General features: G+C 40.4%; 30 protein-coding genes and 2 pseudogenes. 3 read left to right on the top strand and 29 right to left on the bottom strand.

Features of this window, described 5'->3' with window-relative positions; translation table 11 throughout:
- Positions 1-2: 2 nt before the first annotated feature.
- The 19 genes and pseudogenes from ACYUCW_RS13395 to ACYUCW_RS13485 form a co-directional block, all read right to left on the bottom strand.
- The gene (locus ACYUCW_RS13395; protein WP_460408775.1) at positions 3-653 is read right to left on the bottom strand and encodes a tail assembly protein; all 651 of its coding nucleotides are present in this window, start codon (positions 651-653) and stop codon (positions 3-5) included.
- A complete protein-coding gene (locus tag ACYUCW_RS13400) occupies positions 557-1,285 on the bottom strand; it encodes a C40 family peptidase (RefSeq protein ID WP_460408776.1) in 729 nt (242 codons plus the stop codon). The genes ACYUCW_RS13395 and ACYUCW_RS13400 overlap by 97 nt, the downstream gene beginning before the upstream one ends.
- 21 nt (positions 1,286-1,306) lie before the next feature.
- A complete protein-coding gene (locus tag ACYUCW_RS13405) occupies positions 1,307-2,011 on the bottom strand; it encodes a phage minor tail protein L (RefSeq protein WP_070486639.1) in 705 nt (234 codons plus the stop codon).
- A gap of 52 nt (positions 2,012-2,063) precedes the next feature.
- Positions 2,064-2,435 (bottom strand): superinfection immunity protein, encoded by a 372-nt coding sequence (locus ACYUCW_RS13410; protein WP_460408778.1) that lies wholly within the window; start codon positions 2,433-2,435, stop codon positions 2,064-2,066.
- Positions 2,436-2,533: 98 nt separating this feature from the next.
- Complete coding sequence (locus ACYUCW_RS13415) at positions 2,534-2,863, bottom strand: phage tail protein (protein WP_168725619.1); 330 nt, start codon at positions 2,861-2,863, stop codon at positions 2,534-2,536.
- Positions 2,864-5,878 (bottom strand): phage tail tape measure protein, encoded by a 3,015-nt coding sequence (locus ACYUCW_RS13420; RefSeq protein WP_460408781.1) that lies wholly within the window; start codon positions 5,876-5,878, stop codon positions 2,864-2,866.
- Positions 5,847-6,122 carry a phage tail assembly protein T gene (locus tag ACYUCW_RS13425; RefSeq protein ID WP_004247880.1) on the bottom strand — a complete coding sequence of 92 codons (276 nt, stop codon included), beginning with the start codon at positions 6,120-6,122 and terminating at the stop codon, positions 5,847-5,849. The genes ACYUCW_RS13420 and ACYUCW_RS13425 overlap by 32 nt, the downstream gene beginning before the upstream one ends.
- A 65-nt stretch (positions 6,123-6,187) precedes the next feature.
- The gene (gene gpG / locus ACYUCW_RS13430; RefSeq protein ID WP_049202041.1) at positions 6,188-6,577 is read right to left on the bottom strand and encodes a phage tail assembly chaperone G; all 390 of its coding nucleotides are present in this window, start codon (positions 6,575-6,577) and stop codon (positions 6,188-6,190) included.
- Positions 6,578-6,648: 71 nt separating this feature from the next.
- Positions 6,649-7,110: pseudogene (locus tag ACYUCW_RS13435) on the bottom strand (phage tail tube protein); the annotation flags it as partial.
- Between the two features lie 11 nt (positions 7,111-7,121).
- Positions 7,122-7,517 carry a phage minor tail U family protein gene (gpU, locus tag ACYUCW_RS13440; protein ID WP_243213401.1) on the bottom strand — a complete coding sequence of 132 codons (396 nt, stop codon included), beginning with the start codon at positions 7,515-7,517 and terminating at the stop codon, positions 7,122-7,124.
- Entirely contained in the window at positions 7,517-8,080 is a 564-nt protein-coding gene (locus ACYUCW_RS13445) for a phage tail protein (RefSeq protein WP_289313867.1), read from the bottom strand. The genes gpU and ACYUCW_RS13445 overlap by 1 nt, the downstream gene beginning before the upstream one ends.
- A gap of 9 nt (positions 8,081-8,089) precedes the next feature.
- Positions 8,090-8,362, bottom strand: a complete 273-nt coding sequence (locus ACYUCW_RS13450) for an ATP-binding protein (RefSeq protein ID WP_074561719.1) — start codon at positions 8,360-8,362, stop codon at positions 8,090-8,092.
- Between the two features lie 10 nt (positions 8,363-8,372).
- Positions 8,373-8,723 carry a DUF2190 family protein gene (locus tag ACYUCW_RS13455; RefSeq protein ID WP_243213376.1) on the bottom strand — a complete coding sequence of 117 codons (351 nt, stop codon included), beginning with the start codon at positions 8,721-8,723 and terminating at the stop codon, positions 8,373-8,375.
- Positions 8,724-8,811: 88 nt separating this feature from the next.
- Entirely contained in the window at positions 8,812-10,800 is a 1,989-nt protein-coding gene (locus ACYUCW_RS13460) for a ClpP-like prohead protease/major capsid protein fusion protein (protein WP_460408783.1), read from the bottom strand.
- Positions 10,766-12,256, bottom strand: coding sequence for a phage portal protein (locus tag ACYUCW_RS13465; RefSeq protein WP_049202034.1), 1,491 nt, complete (start codon positions 12,254-12,256; stop codon positions 10,766-10,768). The genes ACYUCW_RS13460 and ACYUCW_RS13465 overlap by 35 nt, the downstream gene beginning before the upstream one ends.
- Positions 12,253-12,468, bottom strand: a complete 216-nt coding sequence (locus tag ACYUCW_RS13470) for a hypothetical protein (protein WP_004247869.1) — start codon at positions 12,466-12,468, stop codon at positions 12,253-12,255. Before ACYUCW_RS13470 ends, ACYUCW_RS13465 begins: the two co-directional genes overlap by 4 nt.
- Positions 12,465-14,567 carry a phage terminase large subunit family protein gene (locus tag ACYUCW_RS13475; protein WP_460408784.1) on the bottom strand — a complete coding sequence of 701 codons (2,103 nt, stop codon included), beginning with the start codon at positions 14,565-14,567 and terminating at the stop codon, positions 12,465-12,467. The genes ACYUCW_RS13470 and ACYUCW_RS13475 overlap by 4 nt, the downstream gene beginning before the upstream one ends.
- Positions 14,564-15,058, bottom strand: a complete 495-nt coding sequence (locus ACYUCW_RS13480) for a DUF1441 family protein (protein WP_126656776.1) — start codon at positions 15,056-15,058, stop codon at positions 14,564-14,566. Before ACYUCW_RS13480 ends, ACYUCW_RS13475 begins: the two co-directional genes overlap by 4 nt.
- Before the next feature lie 12 nt (positions 15,059-15,070).
- Positions 15,071-15,583: a KilA-N domain-containing protein gene (locus ACYUCW_RS13485; protein WP_004247866.1), complete on the bottom strand. Its 513-nt coding sequence runs from the start codon at positions 15,581-15,583 to the stop codon at positions 15,071-15,073.
- Positions 15,584-16,043: 460 nt separating this feature from the next.
- Here ACYUCW_RS13485 and ACYUCW_RS13490 point away from each other — a divergent pair, with 460 nt between their 5' ends.
- Positions 16,044-16,592, top strand: a complete 549-nt coding sequence (locus ACYUCW_RS13490) for a YfbU family protein (protein WP_240086683.1) — start codon at positions 16,044-16,046, stop codon at positions 16,590-16,592.
- A gap of 43 nt (positions 16,593-16,635) precedes the next feature.
- On the opposite strand, the gene ACYUCW_RS13495 is transcribed toward ACYUCW_RS13490, so the two are convergent.
- From ACYUCW_RS13495 to ACYUCW_RS13520, 6 genes are all read right to left on the bottom strand, one after another.
- The gene (locus ACYUCW_RS13495) at positions 16,636-17,055 is read right to left on the bottom strand and encodes a hypothetical protein (RefSeq protein ID WP_263055626.1); all 420 of its coding nucleotides are present in this window, start codon (positions 17,053-17,055) and stop codon (positions 16,636-16,638) included.
- A gap of 63 nt (positions 17,056-17,118) precedes the next feature.
- Positions 17,119-17,382, bottom strand: coding sequence for a hypothetical protein (locus tag ACYUCW_RS13500; RefSeq protein ID WP_460408786.1), 264 nt, complete (start codon positions 17,380-17,382; stop codon positions 17,119-17,121).
- Positions 17,383-17,452: 70 nt separating this feature from the next.
- The gene (locus ACYUCW_RS13505) at positions 17,453-17,914 is read right to left on the bottom strand and encodes a lysis system i-spanin subunit Rz (protein WP_240086681.1); all 462 of its coding nucleotides are present in this window, start codon (positions 17,912-17,914) and stop codon (positions 17,453-17,455) included.
- A 2-nt stretch (positions 17,915-17,916) separates the two neighbouring features.
- Positions 17,917-18,075 (bottom strand): hypothetical protein, encoded by a 159-nt coding sequence (locus tag ACYUCW_RS13510; protein ID WP_206451922.1) that lies wholly within the window; start codon positions 18,073-18,075, stop codon positions 17,917-17,919.
- The gene (locus tag ACYUCW_RS13515; RefSeq protein ID WP_263055627.1) at positions 18,057-18,527 is read right to left on the bottom strand and encodes a lysozyme; all 471 of its coding nucleotides are present in this window, start codon (positions 18,525-18,527) and stop codon (positions 18,057-18,059) included. Before ACYUCW_RS13515 ends, ACYUCW_RS13510 begins: the two co-directional genes overlap by 19 nt.
- Complete coding sequence (locus ACYUCW_RS13520) at positions 18,527-18,790, bottom strand: hypothetical protein (RefSeq protein ID WP_152964646.1); 264 nt, start codon at positions 18,788-18,790, stop codon at positions 18,527-18,529. Before ACYUCW_RS13520 ends, ACYUCW_RS13515 begins: the two co-directional genes overlap by 1 nt.
- A gap of 145 nt (positions 18,791-18,935) precedes the next feature.
- Between ACYUCW_RS13520 and ACYUCW_RS13525 the strand changes: the two genes are divergently transcribed.
- Positions 18,936-19,133, top strand: coding sequence for a hypothetical protein (locus ACYUCW_RS13525; protein WP_049210581.1), 198 nt, complete (start codon positions 18,936-18,938; stop codon positions 19,131-19,133).
- A 248-nt stretch (positions 19,134-19,381) separates the two neighbouring features.
- On the opposite strand, the gene ACYUCW_RS13530 is transcribed toward ACYUCW_RS13525, so the two are convergent.
- The 3 genes and pseudogenes from ACYUCW_RS13530 to ACYUCW_RS13540 form a co-directional block, all read right to left on the bottom strand.
- Positions 19,382-20,404, bottom strand: a complete 1,023-nt coding sequence (locus ACYUCW_RS13530; RefSeq protein ID WP_152964563.1) for a DNA-methyltransferase — start codon at positions 20,402-20,404, stop codon at positions 19,382-19,384.
- 73 nt (positions 20,405-20,477) lie between these two features.
- Positions 20,478-20,672 carry a hypothetical protein gene (locus tag ACYUCW_RS13535; protein WP_109372922.1) on the bottom strand — a complete coding sequence of 65 codons (195 nt, stop codon included), beginning with the start codon at positions 20,670-20,672 and terminating at the stop codon, positions 20,478-20,480.
- A 956-nt stretch (positions 20,673-21,628) separates the two neighbouring features.
- Positions 21,629-21,991: pseudogene (locus ACYUCW_RS13540) on the bottom strand (antiterminator Q family protein); the annotation flags it as partial.
- Positions 21,992-23,214: 1,223 nt separating this feature from the next.
- Here ACYUCW_RS13540 and ACYUCW_RS13545 point away from each other — a divergent pair.
- Positions 23,215-23,487 carry a helix-turn-helix domain-containing protein gene (locus tag ACYUCW_RS13545; RefSeq protein WP_196532149.1) on the top strand — a complete coding sequence of 91 codons (273 nt, stop codon included), beginning with the start codon at positions 23,215-23,217 and terminating at the stop codon, positions 23,485-23,487.
- Positions 23,488-23,492: 5 nt separating this feature from the next.
- On the opposite strand, the gene ACYUCW_RS13550 is transcribed toward ACYUCW_RS13545, so the two are convergent.
- On the bottom strand, positions 23,493-23,750 hold the full coding sequence (locus ACYUCW_RS13550) for a helix-turn-helix domain-containing protein (protein WP_004247849.1): 258 nt from the start codon (positions 23,748-23,750) through the stop codon (positions 23,493-23,495).
- Positions 23,751-23,917: the final 167 nt, after the last annotated feature.

Consider the following 23,917-nt stretch of genomic DNA (forward strand, 5'->3'; position numbering starts at 1 on the left):
TCTTAACCACCGTGTTTGCCGGCATCGATATTTTCACCGTCACTGTCATCCATAATTTCAACAGATTGTGAAATGACGCGTGAACCACACATAATTTCGCCGTAGGCAATGGGCACCGGCATTCCTTGTGCAACGGCATTATCAAGATTGCTAAAATAAGTATTGCCTTTTTCTTCATCACCACGAGATAGATTGGGAGGTTTTGGAGACGGGATCAGCATTTGAGCGACACCACCAATCATCATAGCTGCACCGCCCGCCATCAAAGAAGTCGCTACTGTTGCGGAGATCCACGCTGGCCCCCACCATCCCAATGAAAATAAAGCAGCACCTGCAATAAATTGAAAAACACCGACATTTTTAGCCCCTGATAATTTCGGCACAATATGAACTACTGAATTATCAGGTAAGGTTTCATTGAATCTTTGGTTAATATCTTGTGGGGAAATATCAGTACCCGCAATGCGCACTTGATACCAACCATCACGAATAGCTAAGCGTAATGCTGGAAGTTGAATAAAAAGCGCGTGAAGACCTTCAGAAGCAGTATTCACATTTAAATCAAAGCGACGTCCAAATCGTTGCAAATCCCCGTAAAGTCGGAAGGTTGCCAATCGCGGTAACGCCAAATTGAGTGCGTCATTCGTTGCCATCGTTCGTTATACTCCTCGCGTTTGCTAAGTTGGTTTGGAATGTGATGTAAAATCGTTTGATTGCCTAAATAAATCCCCGCGTGATTGGCACGAGAGCTGGCATAGCAACACAAAATAATATCGGCGGGTTGCGCTTCTTTTTTTACCTGCCGAAAACCACTGCTTATCATATTGTCTAGGTACAGTTCTTTACCTTGGCGCCACCAATTATCATGTCGCTCAAAATCAGGCAGATCATGTCCTGCCAAATGATAAGCATCACGAAACAACCCATAACAGTCGGTTGAGCCATGAATAAAATGGCGACCTAATAGATGAGATACTGGCTGATAACAATGAATTTTTTCATTACAAACCACCCACCACGGCAATGCACTGTTCACCTGCAGTTGTCGATCTAAGGTGCTGAGATAAGGTTGACCATCAGGGTGACTGTGTACAACGGCTATCACCTCGCCCTGCTTTTCGGCTCGAATAAAATCATCAAAAGAAATCGTGAAATAGTTTTTCGGATCAGCGTGCTGATTAACACAAGGTAAATACTGTTCACCCTGTGCGGTACTTACCAATAAGCCACACGCCTCCGATGGCGCTTGCTCTTTCGCATGCGCCAAAATTGCTTGCTCTATCATAAGAAACACCTTAGGAGGGAGTTAATTATTACCAATACGGGAAGTGGAGACAAACGCGCCTATACGTGATTCGTTTTTTCGTAACTTACAGTCACTAAGACGTTTGCCACATTTGTCTTTTAGTGGATCGGTGGTTGGCTTTCCCCATTCGTCAGCAACAGGGGGGCCTTTGTAACCACACTCTTCTGAGCGATAACAAAAATTACAGATATCAGACAAAATAGCACGCCCAGGCAGCATTAATCCGTCAGTCTCACTCGGTGTGGCTAACATAAAGGTAGCTGTTACTGAATTTAAACTGGTCATCTGCTCAATGATCCAACGTGTCACAATTTCTTGTGATGGGTCGGCATTAGGATTGCCTTGAGGAAAATTTACTGCATCTAAAAATTGAGTGCTGACAATGCGTCGTACCACCAGCCCACCGATTGCACTATCTAATTGACTGGCAATCCCTGTAATCAATCCAAATAAATTCGACAATGTAATAGTGGGTCGCCCTGAAGGGCCTTTGCCATTAAAAGAAAAGCCTTCACCTTTCACGGGGTAAGGCTCATAGGTGTTTCCTTGCCAGATTAACGGCTCTTTACGTTGATTAAGTCCATCAAAAAAGCGGTACCGAATACCACCTATTTTGGTTAAATCAAATTCATAAAGTTCAAGCAAAGCATCATCAGAGGAGAGTTCGGTAATACTTATTCGCATTTCAGGAGGAATATGTTGCATATTAGCCCCAATAAAAAACCACCCGAAGGTGGTTTGTTAACAGAAAGGTTATTTAATTTTTATTATCTTTAATTGGTAGATCACTACCGCAATGCTTGCATTTTATTGCGGCCTCTAATACATCCTCCGCACAATAAGGGCATTGTTTAGTTTTTCTCTCTACTTTAGATGAATCAGCTTTATTATCATTTATATCTGAATTTTTTTCGTTGTTATTCCCCAAAGCCCAAACATAACTAACAATCCAACCAATAACCGTCCAGCCAGCTAAGACATTTAATGCCAGTATTTGATTGCTGTTTTTTTTCTTGCGAATTTTAGATTCGATGAAAGGTAAGATGTATAATAAGGGAGCAAAAATAAAAAATGATAATGATATTAACTTACCAAAATCATTTAACCCAGCAGAAGATATTTGCCCCATTGAGTAACTATAAAAAACTAAAAAAATTAAGACCAGCAACCTCAATATAAACATAATATCCTCGCTATTGAAATTTTAGCTAAAGCCACAAAAACCAATCAAGACGCAACCTGTTCAAATTCAGCTGTTATTTCAGTTCTAATCATTCCAACTGAAGACGACCATTTTCGACATAATACCCTAATCATGTCAGTTTGATGAGGAGGCTTCCATAAAAATGCAGTAACACCAGCATGTTTTTCTAAAAATGTTTCAATATGCACGCTTTCACTATTTATATAGATCAACGTTACATTGTACTTTTTTAGATTATTATTAATACCATCAGGGCGACGCTGTTCATAGCCGTCGCTAAATTTCACTGATTTTACCCGAGGCTCAAACTCCTTTTTCATATCGGGTTTGACCTTCCATTTAAATGTTTCCATCTACATAGCTCCACCATCACGACGTTGGCTCATAATATAGTCCTGAGCCCCTCGCTTACTAATTTCATAAACTTTTTTCAATGCTTCAGGCCCTATCTGACCATTACTACCATCATTTTGTATAGTAATGTGATAATGCTGGGTAACGCCTCCTCCCTGATTGGGCATTTTCGCAATAACGCCCAGCTTCCCATCAGCACCACGGCGCAAAGGGAAAATGCCTTCTGGCCCAGCCTCTCCCATCAACCCTGCACCTTTTGCAAACGCAAACATGGTAGGTTTATGAACCATCTGTCCACTGTAAGCATTTAGGCTGGCTGAGTTGTAAACACCACCGTTAGCATTCGCGACTGGAGCACCAAAACCAAAGCCCATCGCCTCTATTCCTTTAACTAATGACATTTTAATTAAAATATCCGTTAGCATCTTAAGAATCGATTTCGTAAAGTCTTTGAAATTGGCTTCACCTTCAAATAATACATTGGTTAACTGGCTACTAAATCCATTAAGCGCCATAGAGGTAGCATTTTGTATTTGAGTATTAACATCAAGAGCCGTGTCTTTATAGTTACCCCAAGCTGTTTCAGCTCCTTTTAGCCAATTGGCTCGTTTTTGATCTTCAACTTCCCATGTTTTCTGTCGCTCAGCTAACATATTATTTAGCTGTGGGTTCTCTTTTTGTCCCGCAAGAAGTTGAGCGCGTTCCAAGTAACGTTGTTGCTCTCTTGCTGATTTACCCATGCTTTCTTCAATCGCTTTACGTTTTTCCGATTGTTGAGCAATATATTTAGTAGCCTGATCTTGCATCTTATTTAAACGTTCTTGCAAGGCAACTTTATCGCCTTCTATCGCTAACGCTTCCTTTTGAATTAGGATGCTTTCCTTATTTGCTAATAGCGATTTTTCAGCATTATCTAATCGACGCGTCAACTGCGCTTCTTCTAGGATTGCAAATTGCGCCTGCTCTTTTTGAAAGTCTTTACGTTGCTGACTAATGACATCATTAGCACTTTTGTGATCTTCAAGGATTTTCAATTGAGCTTGTAATGCTAATAAATCTCTAGAGGCTTTTTCTTCTTCACGAACACCAGCTGGCACAACGTATCTTTTGCCTTTCCCTGTACCCGGCATTTGACGATCTCTTAAACGAAAATTAATCATCGCCTTAGCTTCTTCATACTGTTCTTGTGTTAGTGCATGTTTTTCTTTTTCTAATTCCGCTAACTTTTGTAACCTTTGAGTTTCCCAACTAAAGTAACTCCTCCACTTTTCCTGAGTTTTAATTTGGTTAACTTTAAACTGCTCATTGTCTTTTTCTGCTTGGGCTTGGGCATTTTTTAGGTCAATATCAGCTGCCTGATCTTTCAATTCTTTTAAATGAGCTTTAACATCATCAATTGTTTGACCTGTTTTGTCATAATGCAGTTTTTCAGTAAATGGGTTTATCTGAAAATTAACCAGCATTTCTTCATGCTCACGGATTTCATCCTTTAATGTTCTTGTTCGGTAATAATTCAATGCGGCATCTTTGGCGTCATTTGTTGCTTTTTTAATATTGAACCAGGCTAATTCTATTCCCTCCAACTTGTTGGGGATCTCAATGGCACCATCATTTATAGCTTGAGCATAAGCATCAATCGCCAGCTTAGCTGCTTCGGTTTTATTACCCTGTAATTCAAGTGTTCTGATTTGTTCTAATTGGGATGCAGTGAGGTGATGATTCGCTTTTTCTAATTCAAGCGACATTTGAAGCGGTTCATCTTGCAGACGTTTAAACTGATCAATAGTGGTATCAATCGCCTGGCCTGTGATGTAATTCATCTGTGCGGCCGCTTTTGAAACACGAGAAATCTCATTATTCGAAAATACGCCAGTACCGACGACACTCGAAATGGATGATGCCATTTCATCACGCGTAATACCGCCACCTGCAAGGGTTCGCGCCATTTCGTTTAATTGGCTCGCTGATTTATTGGCGTAGTTACCGGTTAAAATCAGTTGTTTATTAAACTGAGAAAATTCTCTTTCTGCATCATAGGCTAGCTTTGCAACGCCTGTTAAACCTGCCGTAATTCCTCCCCAGATACCACCACGAACCAGTGAGCCCATATTAAATGAGTTGGCAATACCCTGAAGACGACCAGCTAATGACTTGCTATTTTTATCAAACTCTTTGGTTTCTTTGCTCGATTCAGATAATCGACGAATATAAATTTCTGCTGAAGAGCTGACACCTAACTGAGACGCTTGATAACGCAACATCTGTTCACGACTTAAGTTTTGAGTAGCAACTTGCTCTTTTAGTCGCTGAATAAATCGCGTTTTTTGTTGCGTTAGAGACTCTTCTTCTCGGCGCAACTTCATTGACTCTGAGGTAATGGCAGAAATCAGTGTCCGATAGTCTTGTTGATGGATAGTGCCCTTTTTTACCTCTTGATTAAGCTGAGCTTGAATGGTTCTTAATGCCGACGTTCCTCCAGAAAGTCCTTTAACTGCTTCAATCTGCTTAAAATATTTTTCAGTATTTGCATCTTGTTGATCTTGTATCGCCTTTATTCTTGATTTAGTGACATTCTGAATTTCAGCGAACTGCTCACCTGTAATTTTTAGCTTGTTATAAGCCTTTGTTGATTTATTTAAAACCTCTGTGAGTTGTTCAAGTGCATCTCTCGTTTGCCCAACACTTTGAGCTTGCTCTAAAAAAGCATCAGCTTGTTTGCGTGATTCAATAGCTGAGCGCGCCTCTTCCTGTGCGATCCGCTGATAATAATCAGCCCGTTGTTGTTGAGAAATTTCTTGTTGATTGTTAAGTTCTTGAAGAGACTGCGCAGTACTCTCTGCTGAACTGCGAGCAGTTTGCGCTTGTTGTTCAACCAGTTGAGCCATACGTCGTTGACTGGCTTCGGCTTTTTCTGCGGTTTCTTGGAGCTGACGTTCAACTCGCCCCATTTGCTCTTTAAAATCGGCTGTTTCAGCCCCTAAATTAATCGTTAGATCCGCTATTTGTTGGCTCATATCGTATTCCGCCCGCTATCCCTTCACTTACCGCCATCATGATTTCATCGTCCATATCAACAGCAGGTTTACGTAACAACACACTAAAATCCTCTGGTGATAAGTCTTTACCACCACCAAAAACACTGGCAACCGTGAAATTAAGACCAGAAAAAGCATGATCGATAAATTGAATGGTGAAGGGAGTTTCATTAAAGAAGTGTAACCAATCAGCGAGCTCGGTCGCTGTCATCTCACTGAGCATTCTGCGCCAATCAGCACGTTTAAATTCATGTGATAGGCGCAGAATAAATTGATGTTCACGGGCAACTACTTTTCCAGTGGCTCTGCCTGAACATCACCTTGATGGTTTTCGCTTTCCGTGTTTTCAGTTTGAGCCATCCCGCTAATGACCAGGACTTCTTTTGCTGCTTTGCCAAGCGCCTCTGGTGGCCACTGCGAAAGCACTTCATGATAAACCTGCTCAATATCACGCGTTTCACCGTGTGCTAATGATCGAGACACTAACCAGGCATTCGATTCTGTGTTTGCACGAATAATGAGTGCTGTTTTTTTTATGCCTTCAGCCTTTTCAACATCTTCGTTTTTTTGAGATTGTTCGACCAAAAAATCAAAGTATTCAATACGCTGTAATGCTGATAACTCAAACAACTCAATAGTGTTATCACTATAAGTAAATTCTTTTTTCTTTAAAAACATATTATTACCTTTTATTCATTGTCTTTTTTAATAACGGGCGCACTTTTTCCTTGCTCTGACGCTGATTTTATTTCTTCTGCAAGCGCAGGACGGCCACTGTTGGTGATCTTAATGGTACGGGTGATCACTTCTTTCGCAGGCACCATTTTTCCAAGCGAACTAACCCAACCTCGATAAATATCGACGGCCCCATTGGGGTAACGAATGCGGTAGTGACGAACATCCCCTAGTTGGAACCAATCAACCAGATCTTTTTGACCTTGTTCACCCGGTTTCCATGCCAGCGTGATGTTGGCCTCACCCGCTGATTTTTCCCCCTGAGCAGTGGCTTTCCAGTCCGCATCTTCGTCATCAAGATAGGTATCGTCATAACTGTCTGCGGTAATTTCACCCGGCTGTAGCTCTTTAATTTTCGCCAGTCGTGTCCAATCCGTATCAGTAAACGGATCTTTTAATGGGTCTTCGGTACCGCTATAAATCCAAAGCGTGGTACCAGCACCCTTTACGGGTGCCAATGGGTTTGGTGTAGGCATAATGATCCCTTTTACATTGAATAATTAATTTGATAATGGAGATCGACCGACCCCCACAACCCCATTTCTTCATCACGATGGTAGTCGTAGCCGTTAGGGGTCATATTCTCGATAAGCTCGGACAGTGCGGGAATGGAGGTCAGCGCAGGATAAATCACGGCTTCAACCCATTTATCTAACTCAGCATCAGGGTTATTCGCACTGAGAAAAACTTCTATGTGAACAATTGCTTGCCAACTATCTTCATCGAGATTTTCACCTGTTGAAATAGCATCAGTGATGTACACCGCAATGGCTGGAAAGTCGTTTTCATCCATAAAAAAAGGGCGACCATCAAAGACTGTCACCCCATTGGCATGAGGCTCAATCGCCTCTTTAATTACATGTCGGATCTGTGTATGTTTGATCACCAAACCCTCCCTTTTATATAAAGCCGTAACTGTTGCTTTAAGGCCGACGCCATTTCTTTAGGCATATCAGATTGAAGCAGTTTCTCTGACTCTTCGGTGTAAGCTGTTGTTAGCGGTGTGACGAGTGGTATTTTAACTACTTCGATGGGATAACGACTTTCCCCAACTCGCTGAAGAATGTGCCAGCGTCCATTATCGAGCTGTTGAATAAAAGCATGAGGAAAAGAAAATCTCCCCACCTTCAAAACACTTCCAGCGCCTTTCTGATTACCTCGTTTTCTTGATAGCTGAACGCGCGCATTACCTAGGGCAATGGCCGGCAAATTACCCCGGTTTATCACTAATCGAGCGCGAGGCGTTTTATAACGGCTACTCGCTCGATTAAGTCGAACACGTTGACGGATCAGGCGTTGAGGTACTTTGGTTTCGGCTGAAACCCGTTTAACACTATGGCTAATGACACGACGAGCAACACGGTTAATCGCCATTGCCGTTGCTTTCGGGACCATTTCATCATTAATGCTATTCAGGTTTTTAATGGCTTGCGCCAACCCTTTCATATCACCCACCTATTTGATCCAAATATGTGGTTTCCCATTAAACTTTTGGTGTCGAGTGACTTGATAGGCTTCCCCCTCAATTTCTACGGCGTCACTGCGCTTAGGGTGATATGTTGAAGAAAAAACAACATAACTCACCCCATCACCACTCATCGGCCCCAATTCAGGGATAAAGTGAGATTCGAGTGCTTGATAAATAACACCATTAATACGGATGGGGATCCCCATCCGCTCAGTGGTCGCGTTATCCATTCTTTTTATTAAGTGTTCAAATGGATTCATCTATGTTGCCTTAACCTTGAGGGGTACCCGCTGATGGCACAAAGACATTGAGTTTAATCGTGACATGTTCACTCGATGCATCCGCATCATCCCAAACCACACCAGCAGGTGTGCCACCGGTATCCACCACGATATTGTCTTTAACGGACGCCGTAGTGCCAGCTTTTAAGGCAATACCAGCTTTTTTGTTCAGTAAGAAAACACCTTCTGCAAAACCATCACCGGTTTCGTTAGGTTGAATATCCGTGATCGCAACACAAGCAACCGCACCAACGTGTACCAATTGACCACTTTTAATGATCTCTTTTGTGTTGTTGGCAATTGCAATTGTGCCACCCTGTTGTACATAATTTTTAGCCATAAAAACTCCTTCCGATGCCGAAGCACCGGATTTTAGATATAAAAAAAGCCCATCAGGGCATCAGGATAAAACGAAGAAAAAAGACGTCTTACTTACCCGTCACTTTCAGTAGACCGCGATAATCAACTGGTGCTACACCCGCATCAATACGCACTTTTGTCGTGACACCATCCGAGGTAAAGCCTTCTAGTTGATCAATATACGGCACATCAATCCCATTTAAGTACGCCACTTCAATGGTGTCGCTACCTTGGCGTGAGGCCATATACCAATCTTTTGTACTAGCTTCATCTAACCGAGGTTCGGCGATAATTTCCGCTAAATCACGCACTGGATTAATGATATTGGCATTAACATCTGCGCCTTTCACACTACCCGATTTAACCACTTGGATAGCTTGTGTTTCCAGTGTGGTCGGTACCAACATAAATGCCGGACGAATATTGAGTGTTCGTTCGCCTTCTTTTTGTTGACGCATAGCAGTACGACCCGCACTGATGGTTTCTACATCCATCCCGCCCGTGAGCATGTTTTTATGATCGGTACTAAATAGTGCTTTTTTATCGCTCATTTTTTCATTGTCGATAAGTACCGCATACACCAAATCACCGATGGTGGCTTTCGCTGCTTCACCTAATTTCTTTGGTACATCCGTCAACATATTCATGTCATCATTGATAATAGCTTGACGGCTAATACTGAATAATTCACCGTAAGTTGCCAGCGCGATGGTTTCGCCTTTATCGTTCAACGTAACGTATTTATACTCAGCGCCTTCACGCACTTTACGTAAGGAAGGGAATGCCCCTAACCCCACACGATGTGCAGTTTTAAAGTCACTGAGTTGTCCTTTTTTCGTCCATTTTCCAAAGGTTTCGTCATTTTCTTCCCAACCAAGCAAAATCGCTTTATTCGCGACATCCAGCAGGATATTACCGAAATCAGAGGTGCTGTGCGTAAACGCCATACCAATCATTTGCATCGGATTATACGTAGCCACGCCAACACCACGCTCCGTCAGTGATGCGCGTGCTAACTCACGCAGTGTCATGCTGTTATAGGCGTTATCTTTTTCATAATCCTGATAACCCGCACGCGCCATCACAGAGGCGCGCACACTGTCACCGACGATATTGCCGTTTCCTGCGTAAATATGCGCATTATCTTTATTGGATGGCTCAGGATTTTGTTGCTGTGCAATCGTATTGAGCAATTGCTCACGCGCTTTTTCAACAGAACAGTTCGCATCTGCTAAACACGTGATCATTAGCTCATTATGACGACCACCGAACATGGCAAATAAATCTTTAATGCCATTTAAGCGTATTTGCTCATCCGCATAGGTGGCGCTAGGCTGTGGCTCTGGTGAAGAATTTGGTTGAGGCTGTTGCGTAGGTTTAGTAGTGTTTTTGGGGGTAATTTGATTTTTAATTGCACTTGGCATAGATGAAAATTCCTCAATTCGTTTAGATGTAAGACTTGCCATTGCTTTCACTGGCTCAATCACTTTATCGGCGAAACCGTGTTCAACACACTCGTCACCATCAAGCCATGTTTCCTGCTCTAACATGGCGGTAATTTCTTCGGTTGTTTTCCCTGTTTTCGCCACATAAGCAGGGATTAATACGTTTTCTAACTTGTCGAGTAAGTCAGCATATTCACGCATATCATTCGCATCTCCCCATGAGACACCCCACGGTTTGTGGATCATCATCATGGCATTTTTCGGCATAATGACCGTATCCCCGACCATCGCAATAACTGAGGCCATTGAGGCGGCCAAACCATCGATATAAACCGTAATTGTTGCAGAGTGGTTTTTAAGTTGGTTATAAATGGCGATACCATCAAACACTTCACCACCGGGGGAGTGAATATGCAGATTGATATGACTGAGATTACCCAGCGAGATTAAATCTTCCGTAAAGCGTCTTGCGCTAATTCCCCACCCACCGATTTCATCATAAATATAGATATCCGCCGTTTGGTCTTCTTTAGCCTGCATGCGAAACCAGCTTTTTTGATTTACTGGCCCCGACATTTTAGGCATCATCATCGATTTCTTGTTGTTTAGCATCTTGTGCCCCTTTGTCATTAGCAGGATCAGTATCAAATACCAGTCCTAATCGTTTATTTTCGTCAATTTCGGTTTTACGACGACGTTTCACATCCGCAGGGTTGCCCCCTTTGGCGCGTATCCAGTCACTTTCTGTTGACGCACCACCGCGTAACAAGGTTTTCCAAGCCTCAGACTCTTTCTTCGGATCAATCCATGGCATTACAGGGCCACTGTAAACCGCATTAAACAAGGATTTAGGGTCAACATCAGGTGGAACGGTTACCACACCACTGGCTATCGCCATTTTTAACCAATTGCGATACATCGGACGTGTGATGCCTGCCACAAAGGTATCTTGGAAAATGTTATAACCTTCAAATGACTCCACCAGCTCTTGTCGCTGAGCGCTATACGTACCGTTATAGTCACGGGCGATACTGGAATAACTCCCCCGACTGCCTGCAGAAACCGCGCGTAATTGTCCATTGCGAAACGATTGTAGGTTGGGGTTGGGTCGGTCTGATTTGATCATGCCGACTTCTTCACCCGGTTTTAAACCGTCGTAAATCATGCCCGGCTGAATATCAATATTACGTTGCTCATCTTCGTCATAGTCACCCTCAGGGAAAGATCCGGCATCGCCTTTTTTGATGTACATGCCTAATGAAGCTGCAATACGTGCGGAGGTTAATTCCGCATCTTCGTAATCTTTTAACGCACTTAAACGCATTAAGATCCCCGAAAACAAACTGACACCTCGCGCTTGATGGAGCCGACGAGTGAATTTCAGGTGCAACATATTTTCGGCATCAATGGTTTTGATATCCCCTAAATTGGCACTAAATTGAGGGAGATTTTTATATACCTGATACCCTGTGGGTCGCCCCCACTCATTGAATTTAATGCCTTGAATAATCTTGCTTTCAGGCATATTCATGTGGATCGGCACAAAGTCAGGCTCTAAGGCTTCGAGCCAAAAATAGATATTAGCTTGAGCCTCTAATCCTTTCGCTTTACCTTTAACAAGTTGAGCAAACACTTCACCATCACGTAACCACGTTCTGACCAGTAAACGCTCTAATACAGGGCGACTAAATTGCCCGGTCACTTCGGGTAGTACTGACCACTCCGCCCAGGCTTGACGAATTTGTGAGGCTAAATCTTCATGAATTTGCCCTGCACCATCGAGAGGCTGAGGCTCAACAATAATGCCTTTTGCCCCGACAATACGCTCTTCCATCTTATCGAGAATACCGATAGAGATATCATGATTGTTATCTAGCCATCGCGCTTGCTCGCGTAAGGAAGTACCACCAAATTGCGTCAATTGGTTTGCATTACGATTTTCACGTTTAGCGGGATGAGTACGAGTGGGTAAAACGGCTTCATAAGCTTTAATTTGTAAGCGAGAGCGGAGACGCGAGGCTTGCCAGTTTGGTGCAAAATAACCAATGGCGCTGTCTAATAATGTCATCTAAACCTCGCTAGTTTATACATTGGATTGCCTCGTTTTCTCGATATCAATGCCGACAAACGAGATTCCCAACGCTCACGACCTTTTATGATCTCGTTGAGATTTTCCATTGTCATGGCTTGTCCATTAAAAGTGATGGATTTGCCTTTTAATACCGCCTCTTCCGCTAAACGGTATTGCTCAATCATGTGTTCAATTTCTTCTTTCGTCATATCCAGCCTCCGCTGTTTGATACCGGTGCCCATGCTGATACCACAGGCGTTTCCTGTTTTGGGGTTTCGGGTGAGGGTTTTATTTCAGGCTCTGTGGCGATATCGGTAATTGGCGAGGAGGAGGAAAGTGTCACATCAGGCAACCTTGCCCATTTAGGCGGTTTTTCCCAATTGATCCCTTCGTACCCCTTTAATATCACCAAGGCATGGGCGTAAACCATTAGGTCAAATGCCTCATTAGCACCTCGACCCGGTTTTTCCCAATGCCCTTTTTCATCACGCTCTTCATACGTCAATTCGTCATAGAACGATTCATCCAACCAATCAGGGAAATGGATATAGTTAGGCCCTACGGTATCGCGCGATAACGCAGAACTGATCCGGTCCTTAAGTTGGTCAGTTTGCAGTAAATAAAGAGGCACATCCCCTTTGGCTTGGGCGCGCCGTTCAGAACGACTGGTGTTATCGGGGAATGACTTGGTGATTAACTTACGGCGTTTATGCCCGTCACCCTTAAAGAGATAGACTTTACGATGCAGCCCCTCTTTTCGACAGCGACGCCAAAATTTATAGGCATTATCAGTAACGCCATCTTCACCACCGGAGTCTACCCCCAACATCATGATCCCCATCTCATGGTGAGGATAGTGCTGTAATGGGTAGATTTTCTCTAATACATCGGTGATTAATACTTGCCAGTCCTCAGGGTAAGAGCCCGGATCAATTCGCCGGCACTCACCGTTATTGCCATAACGTAGGGATTGAGTGATTTCAAAGCGGTCAATCACCCAGCGTTCGCCTTTTTCACCGTAACCGACCACTTGCACCACAAAGCGACGTTTTTTACCGCCTTGCACGTCAACCGTGGCAACCAAGAACCGCACGCCTTCTGGTACCACTGACTCATCCCAACTTTCCGTACGATTAATCAGTTCATCACTCCGGCGCTGTTCTTGTGCTGTACGGGGTAAATAAGGTAAACCCCAGTCTGTATTGGTGACCGCTTTTAGGGTTTCTTCACTGCCGGTTAATTCGTATTCTTGTTCTGCAGTTAGTAACTTATAAACTAACTGAGACAACGTTTGATAAGCAGCTGCTGGGCCTTCCATCCAAAAAGAGGCAATACGCGAACGACGCTCTGTACCTGATATCCTTCCTTGCTTATCAATGGACTGTCCTTCAATCAACCACACCCCTTTATTATTGAGCTCCCGTTTTTGATGGGGTTCGATACGACCTAAACAGTGCTGACACTCCACATACGCAGATTCACTTGCTTCTACGGGATCTGGCTTATCACGATATCCTTTTACCGCATCATAAATAGGCTGAAAATATTCGTGGCAGTGAGGACATTGCCAGTACCAGCGACGGCGATCACCCCGATTATAAAGTGATAAAATACCCGTTGTGGGCGGAGCTTCGTGAGGAGACAAACGACGCCATTTAGTATCGGTAATATCACGCCCCGGAGAACTTTCCACCAGCGTCATACCCGCAGACATAAAGGTGGTTGTCCGTTTTGAGGCTAAAGAAAAGCCATCTCCTTCACCGTCGATATCTTCAGGGAAACGGTCATAATCGGTGAGCGCCACACACTTAAAGTCAGATGAGGACATCACATTAATCGATGGCCACCCCATTTTTAAAAAACTGCCCGATAAAAAGTATTTATCAAATACGTTATTGTCATTACGACGAGGACTGAGTTGTTTACTGACTTCAGGACTGCAACGAAAGGTGCGAGAAAGCCGTTTTTTACTGTGCTCTTGTGCTTTATCTTGCGTCATTTGCACCAGCAACATATCAGAAGGATCGCACACAATATTGTAAATCACCCAGCCATCAATTAACCCGACCGTCTTTCCTGTTCTTGCAGGACCCACAAATATCACTGCATCATAGAGCCGTGACGATAAACAATTCATAGGTTCAACAATGTAAGGAGATACTGCCGGATCCCAAGGAACCGAGTTACCCGCTCCCACAGGTACACGCATATATTTTGCCACAGCATCCGCAACTGGCATTCGCCTCGGTGCTTTAATGAGTTGAGCCACATTTTTTCTTAATGTGGTTGCTGACACTGTTGCTGTCATAACTCATCCTCATCGCTCTCTTCATCATCCGAGTTATCACTTAAAACTTGATGTGCTATCTGGTCGCGCAGATCATCAATAATACCCTGAACACGAGATACAGCTGTCGGTGTTAATGCACAATCACGTTCTAATATGTCAGGTAACGTTTCCAGCACTTGCACCATCGCTTTAGCCAGTGCTGAATATTCTCGTGCAACCTCTGAGGCAGGCAATAACTCCCCCACTTCTTGTTCAAACTTCAAACGCTCCCGCTCAGACTGATACCACGCCTTCCGATCTTGAGGTAGCATTTCCTGATTTTCGACAGGGGCTGGCGCCTTCATCATTTCAGATAAAATATCAGTGAGTGCGTAGAGTTTTAGATTTGAGCTATTGCCTGCAACAGGCTCTAAATGATTAAGACGGGCGGAAGCTGTTTGTCGATGGACGCCAGAAAGTGCTGCTATCTGGCTGATATTGAGCTTTAAGTGTTTGAGTTCTTTGTCCATATTTCATTTGTTTTATTCCACTCCCGGAAGATAGATTTGAGCTTCATTAATAATTCGCTCTCTTGCCATTAGCAGTAATTGTTTTCTACCACCAACTCCCCAATTAGCCATTGTCCTTGCACAGTGACTGACGTTTTTAGTTTCCGCATTAATGACATGATCTAGCTTGTTCAATTTAGACATAACATCTAAACCTTTTCTCGTCGCATCTTTAAACGTGTTGTAGACAAGAATTTCAAACTCAGGCTTTAACCAAGCTGCATACCGAATAACAACTAACTCTAAAGCCCAAGTTCCCTGATTAAGTCCACCTTTAATTACTTTAACCGATGCACTTTTTGTTGCATCGCTTAAAGCTTGAACAAACCGCTTTACTTGACGACTTTTCAAAAATGCACCGGGTCTTTGTGATTCCGTTGCTTTACCATCCGCAACAGCAGCTGCATGCAGATCATTTAAGTTATATCTACCCTCACTATCAACACGGACAGATACACCATTAATACTGACTCTTGGATATTGCATAACGTATTTCCTACATTTGAAATGAACCCTCGTTCACATAGAAAATCAGCCCGTCGAAGCTCGCCAGCCATAACTGACTTCCTCGAAGGCTCATATCAAAGTGATTGGATCCGACGTTTTAATGATTGCGCTGTGAATGCGCAGTGAAATGAGATGTAAAACAATAAAAGTGAGAGTTAAAAGCTTGAGTTAGTGATGAATAAAAAACAAAAAATTTCATCACTGTTATTTTTTTAACATATATTTATCAAATAATTACACTGGTGGTGACGACCGATAAAAATTGAAAAATGCGCCGTTTCCCGCGTGCGCGTCGCCCCGTGGAGAGGGTACCCCGCTGGGAGTACCTTTTAGATTAATAAAACTATAAATTGAGACACATATCCTTTACTAAACACCCAATAAGTATTAAATATATTAATCAATCACTGATTTATGAATGAAACTAAAAGGTAATATCATGAATATAAAGGAAAAAGTAAATACAATACTTCTTTGTGACATTGCTAAACACTTAGGTATAGATTCAGAAATAGATCCAGATATTATTAAATATGCTATTACATCAGGTAATGAATGGATTATTAATGCTGAATATTCATTTTTATTAGATGATGAATCGTCTAATCACACTAAGGAAGATCGTGATTTTCTTGTAGAGATATTAAATATGTATAGAGGGTTGTCTGCTTCCTTAAGAAAATTTTCTAAGGATAAACAACTGGAGCTAATCAAGAAAAATAATCTCAAATTAATTGAAGATAATATTCAACTTCCCGGTTTTGATGGAAATAATGAATATAAATACACTAATATTCTTGAGGGTTTTTGGAAAATAAACAGATTCACCGAACAAAAAGCTCCTATCTCAAACACCCATTCTCAAACAATTGATAACTATCGTCGCATGATAAACTGTTATAAAAGTTTAAATGTGCAAAATAGAATGTTTGATATTACTGAAAGTGAATTTCAAAAAATATTAGATAGCGTACCACATGGTTTTTAATCATTAACTATTTAATTACTAAGGGGTAATATTAGCCCCTTTTTTACTTCTGACTGCACCACGTTCTGTTATTTAACTCACGCACAGCTTGTGACCATGCTTGTTGCTGAGTTTCCATTACTCTTTTTAACTCATTGATAGCAACATCTTGTTGATTGGCTTTCATGCGGAGATCAATCAATTGAGCCTTGATGTCCTGCTCTAACTTATTGCTGACAAGCACACCACTGAATACAGCGTCACCTGAAGTACAGCACTTAAGTTTTGCTCCATCAATAACAGCATCTTTTATAAAGTAATTACCCGAACCAGAAATAAAGAAATCTTTGCGTTGTTCTGGTTTAATGCTGACCTTAATACCTACATCTTGCATCAGTTGCTTAATACGAGTGAGTTGCTCTTCTAACTTATCTAGGCCTGACGTATCTACTGAGACTTTTAATTGAATGGTATTTTCTGACATGGTGTTCTCCAATAAAAAAGCCTACTCCGTGAGCAGGCTTCATTTATGCAAGTATTTAAGGCTTTAGTATTCAGTATTTTCTTCCGCTGTATCTGCATTGAATTTATTCATGTAAGAATCTAAGTCAGATTCACACTCTTCTACAAGTTCAGTCGGATGATTGGATTCATATGCACGTTGTCCATTATTGTCACAGAAATAATGACTACACTCCCATGTCATCATATTAGTTAGTGTATCCTTGATAATTCTTGCTGTTACGTTTTTATGAAGACCTTCAACATAATAAACGAGTTCTTTTACTACCTCATATTTATGCGCAGACATATACCACCATTAATTTTAATTAAACCTTTTATAGGTATTGGGGCGATTGCATAAATATCAACCTAGTAGTTTACTTTAGGCATTCACTTCCAACATAATCCTGCAACCCTTTAATCACCTGTTCTGACTCTGCAATTCGCTCTCTGAGTAACCAATAATTTCGGATAGCGGTGTCAGTAGGTCGGGCGGTGGTTGCATCATCCATGCTGGTGGTGGAATTATTGGTGCTCTTTGGACACTCGGCTTTGATATACACCCGCTCAGGATTACGCTCGCTAATGTCACGCAAGCGATTAATTTCATTCTTTGCATTAACAAGCTCCTGTGTGCGCCTTGTATCAAGTTGATTTAGTCGTTCTATGCGTACTTGATAGTCAGTATTGATATCCTTCTGCTCTTCGAGTGCGGTAGTAAGTTCTTTGTTGTTTTCTGTCAGTGTGTTAATTCTTTTCGCTTGTGCATTAATAAGCGCACAACCACCAGCAACAATCCCCACTATCACAACGACAATGTAAAATTTCCAATACTTCATAATTAGTACCGATGATGTGAGAGAGCAATCTGACAGCGCTTTTCTAAACTAACTTGGTCTTTAGTACATGAATTATCAATTGAGAGATAAATTCCACCAGCGACTGTAATGAGCAATACGAGGATAAAGCTAATAACGATGATTAAAGGTTTCCATGACATAATGCTGACTCCGCATCTCTACGACTGACTAACCCTCGCCATACTTTTCCACCCGCATAAACCCAGCGTTTCATTTCTTCGCAAGTGCCATTCTGATCACCAGTATTTAATTTCTTTAGTAGTGTAGAACGTGCAAAAGCTGTGGTACCGACATTAAAAGCAAAGGAATATAGAGAAGCTTTTGTTTTATCATCGATCGGCACTTTAACCAGGATATCAACTTGCTGTTGCGTTCTGATAAAGTCTTTCTGTAGTAATTCGTCACATTCTTGCTGTGTATAGGTCTTACCTTGAATGATGTCGTTTCCAGTATGTCCATAACAAACCGTCAAAACACCAGCGACATCGCGGTAAGGTTCATAACGCACGCCCTCAAAATAACCAATCACTGTTAGTGCAATACTTACAGCGCCAGCACTCGCAACTGCAGTGACTTTTTGCTTTAAGTTCATTACATGTCCTTTTTAGCTTTAGTCAGCATCTCACCGACTATCTTTTCTATGTCTTGCGGATCACTAGAACAATTTCGATGAACTAATTCAGCAAATAACGCTGTTCGTTTCCGTTGTTCTCGCTGTGTCATAAAGTAAGTTGCTAATCCAAGGAGCATGCTGAATCCCATCCCGATTACAAATCCCCATTCATAAAGTGAGAGACTTGCAAAAAAAGCAGTTAAGCCAGCCGTTCCGTAGGTAGCATTGGTTAATTTTTCCATGCGCGTATACACCCCTACGGAGTGTCCGTTGATGATTAATGTGAGTAAGTTAAACGTGAAAAAATGAAACTTAAGTTAAACTGATGGGTCAGCCCAATGTTATGAACCGAAGGAATGGCTGACTTACTTCGGTAAAGGAAATGTTATGTCAGAAAAATTACCAAACCCTGATTATCAACCAGCTGAAGCTGCATATTATCTTGTAGTTGAGTTAATTAGAGCTGGTGAATACAACCGAGTCGGTACTGATGCAAAACCCGCTGCTATAATTAAGGCATTTGATGCATTCAAGGCTCATTTCGATACTGATAAAAAAGAGCTTAATTTTGATGATATAAATTAATAAATGCGTCTTTAATATCCCGAGCCAATCTCTCCATTGGCTCTTTTTCCATACATGACCGTTCTGTAATTAATTGAGACAAACACTTCGCCGCAACCAATTGGATATCATATGGTAAATCTTTAAATTTCATAACTACCTCTCTTATACAAAAAAAAAGACCGCCTAAGCGATCTTCAAAATGAGTTGTTCGGAATAACCGAATATGTGAACTATCCGGAAATTCCGGAGAGTTGAACCTGTAAGAATTACTTACAAGTTAGCGCTTTTATTTCTTGTTCGGTTTGCTCAAACCGCTCTCTCTCAAGCTCCACACCTAAAACCTTTCGATTAAGTTTTAGTGCTGCTTTCAGTGTTGCACCTGACCCCATAAAGAAATCAGCAACCAGATCCCCTTCGCGACTACTTGAGCGAATAATGTGTTCCATCATGGCCGATGGTTTCTCACAAGGGTGTTTACCGGGATAATACTGAACAGGTGGATAATCCCACACATCGGTGTAAGGCACATCTGCAGTTACAAAGAATGGTCGCCTTAATAACCCATATTCTTTTATTAATTCTTGGTAGTCTTTTTGTAATGTAACCTGCTCACGCTCTAACTCGGTAAACTGGCGGGATAACGGTGATAGTTTTTCTTGTTTATCAGCAATGTGTGTAAACAGTGTTTGTAACTTTTTATAGTCTTCCTCGCTAGGTAATTGCCACTGACTATTGTTGAACCAATGACTGCACATTTGCTTACCTGTTGCTTGGTCTATTTCTTTTGCACTCACCTGCAGTGCTAAACGAGCATTTCTAAAATAATCAATCAATGGCTTGAATACATTTTGTTTTAGCTCTTTACATTTTAACGAAAACTCAGAACCTTTAGCTGTGACTGGTTTTTGGTAATGTTCAGCAAAAAGTACTCGTTCTGTTGAAGGAAAAAAGGCGCGCAGGCTTTCCTTATTTTGTTTTTTCCATGGCCCAGATGGTTTAGCCCAAATGATATGACTTAATACATTAAATCGCCCGCGAACAAGCAATTCAGTATCTGACGCCAATTTAGAACCACAGAATAAATACAAACTGCCATTGGGTTTTAATACTCGCCAGAATTCAACTAGTACCTCATCAAGCCAAGACAGATATGCCTCAACATTATCCCACTGGTTATCCCATGCACACGATTTCATTCTGAAATACGGTGGATCCGTGGCGATTAAATCAATACTGTTATCAGGTAGTGCTTTTAATACAGATAGTGCGTCGTCATTAAATAGTTGCATCAGAAGTCCTTTTCTACGCAATAAAAAAGCCGATGACTGTCAAGCCACCAGCTTTATAAATTCTTTATATTTTTTAGGCTGTACGCATATAGCTATTTCCTTGCTTTGCGACAAACCCTGCTATTTCAAACTGAGTTAATAGAAACTCACAATTTTCATTACTTAGTCCAGTTTGATTTGAAATTGCTTGTACTGTTTGCCAATCACTTTTTGAGATTGTTTCAAGTACACAACTTGCCTGCGTTGTCATATCATACTGTTTTAACATGATATTTTATACCTTTGGTCAGTTATCGTGCATAACTACACATGTAACTCTGACCAAATAGAACAGCAAGTCTTATCTTCTTTTTATAATAAAACGTCAAATTATCTTTTAGTCGTCCAACGTATAGTTGATGAAGGTGTGCTACAGGTTATATCCAAATATTTAGAATTATAATGCATATTAGTCAGTTGTTCTTTTGCGATTAATTTAGACTCATTTATCTTCATTAACATTTCTTTGCGCCCTTTTTTCTTCATGGTACCTATGAATAGTTGGATTGCTTACAAGATATTGGTTTAATAAAACATCAAACGATCACATTTTCACAAATAGACTTTAATTAATTACGGGCAACAAACAAAGATTATTTATTCTAATTTACATATAGTTATATATATTTTTAAAAAAGTTACCCAATATTTATCCACAGGAACAGTCAGATTTGTACACTTGCTTAGTAGCTAATAACTCTTTATCTTAGATACAAGAAAGCCCGCTAAGAGTACCAGTCCTAGCGGGCTTCTATGAAAGGCTATGAATAATGATGTCTCTTTTATTCGTTACTAGCACTTTTCTTTGTCACTGAGAATATTAGTCGCTTATCCAGCCTAAGTAAAGAGACCATAATTAGGATCTGTGCATGCTTGTTTTATCCTTACTCTCATATTTCATGAAACTCATGAAGATAAAGGTAAAGGCTAATTGGAGTTTATCCGTTGGCTCATTTAACACAAGGCTTTATATTTCAGTTAATACTGAAAAAAAATAATATATCCAAAGGGGAATTAATTTCCCCTTTTTTTATTAAAATTTCTAATCACCATAAATAAGATAAAAGTAATTAAGGAACGTATGAAAAAAGAAAACCCCGCTGAAGCGAGGTTTCATTCTATAAGTTAGGTGACAACGTATTCACTCTTATCACATTAGCACCCAAAATTCGTAACGAAAAGCACTTAACTATCAATTGTTGTTTTATTTGTCCATTCATCCATTTCTAAAACTGCACCAGTCATAATTAAACAAGCATCAATAAAGGTTTCAGCTATCATGAGTTTTTGTCTAATTTTACCCTCTGAACACTTCATATCCCTTGCTATTGCTGATTTTGAAATATTCTTTATATAGTGTTTTTCTATCAAATCGTATTCGTCTTTCCTTCCTACTTTTATTAATTGCCCAACAGCTGAATCAATAATTATTCCATCATCATCACTTCAAGAAACACGACTTTTGTTTGTGCTCGGGAGCAATCCCTTAAACCCTGCAGCTATTGATGAGTAATCCACACTATTACCCTCATTTGCTGACCGTGATCCTCAACGTGATAAAACTTCCTGCACATACGAAAAAACCCCACCAAATGGCAGGGTTTCTTGAAATACTCATAAGTTGATCATTTGATTGATCTTTTTTTACTCAGTCAGTTATAATGACCGAATATCTTGTGTTCTTGTGGAAGAGAACGCACTAGATATAGGAGCGCCTCTATGTAGTATCGAGCTACAAAAAGGCATGACAAAACTGCAGGGTGCTACATTTGATCACCTTCACAGTCTAGTTTACCCGGTGATCAGTGTAAAGCCCTGAAATTCATACAGGGTTTTAAATTATGAACAAAAATATCTGTAAACACGCTCACCGATACGACCATTTATTTACTTATCTGTCTGAAAATCAAGGACAGACTGGAAGACATAAATGTGCTGGATGCGCATATGAATTAGGTCGGCATCACGCTCTCATTGGAGCACCAAAAGCAAAAAATGACTCTGTTCTAGCATATACTTCGGACAGTCAAGCAGGCACAGTACGCCATAAAGATGCTTTTGAGGCATACAATCTCGGTTACGATTCTGTGGCAGAGAACAATATGAGATTGAGTGCGTAAACAGAAAACTTCCTACTAAAGGCTACCTTAGTAGCCTTTTTCATCACTATTTTTAATTTCTTGAATATTTTCATTATCCATAACCACTTCTCTTATACGAAAAATTACCATCAATCTTTTTTTGATGTTATGCAATAATTAATTAACCCTCTTAGTTGTTCTTTTATAAAACTCGCCATGCTTTAAAATAAAACCCGCCATTTCTAATTGTGTAAGTAAAAACTCACAACTTTCATAACTTAGTTGTGTTTTAGTAACAATTTCTATTATATTATTCCCCGTATATTGGGATATCATTTCTAATATATTATACGCCTGAATTGTCATATCGTTCTGTTTTATCATGACATTTTACCCTTTAGTGTAGAAATATGAATATATATAAAGGTGTAACTCGTCATCATATAAACAGCAAGTCTTTTTTGTCAGATTATTTTTAAATAAATAACCCTGCTGATAATTGTAAAAATAAAAATATTAATTTATATATTTAATATATTTTATAAATGGAAATACTAACCGGTTACATTTAAAAATAGGAATTACTTCATTTAAAAAAATATAACAATTATTTAAAATGAAAAATGTTAAGCGATATATTAACATTTTACTTTCATCAATATACTTTAAACCAATCTATATGGATATCTTATGATTAATAAAAACTGGCATCCGGCTGATATTATTGCTTCTTTAAAGAAAAAAGGGACAACACTAGCAGAAGTTTCCAGAGCTGCAGGTTTAAGCTCATCGACTCTATCTAACGCGTTGTCCCGTCCATGGCCAAAAGGAGAGCAAATTATTGCTAAAGAACTTGATATACCTCCATCAACAATATGGCCTGAACGGTACTTTGATGAAAAAGGAAATCAAATTATTCGTAAATTAAGACATAAAAATATAAATAATAAAGATGGATTATAAGCTTATTACTTATTATATTTTTCACGATATAATTTCATTATATCTTCCGCTAAACAATCATTAACGGTATAAAAATAACATTCAGGCAAGTTAAGTATTTTGGCTAGTTTACACACAACTTCGAAACTTGGTTTATGTAGTCCAGACTCGTATTGCGAAATTCTTGAACGAGCACTAGCTACATCCATTCCGGCCAGAGTACCTAATCTTGTCTGAGTTAATTTTGCCATTTTACGGGCATATCTTAACCTAAAAGGAACCATAATTAGACTTTAGTATTATATTAAAAACAATAGTGTATTTATAAAATATTTTACCTCCTATTTTAAATAGCACTTAATAAGTTTAAGTTATTCATGTAATCTCTTTACTTATATAATAAAGTAACAAAACATGTATAATCTCTCTAGATAATATTTAAAAGCAATTA

This window comes from Proteus sp. MB838 (assembly GCF_054767435.1).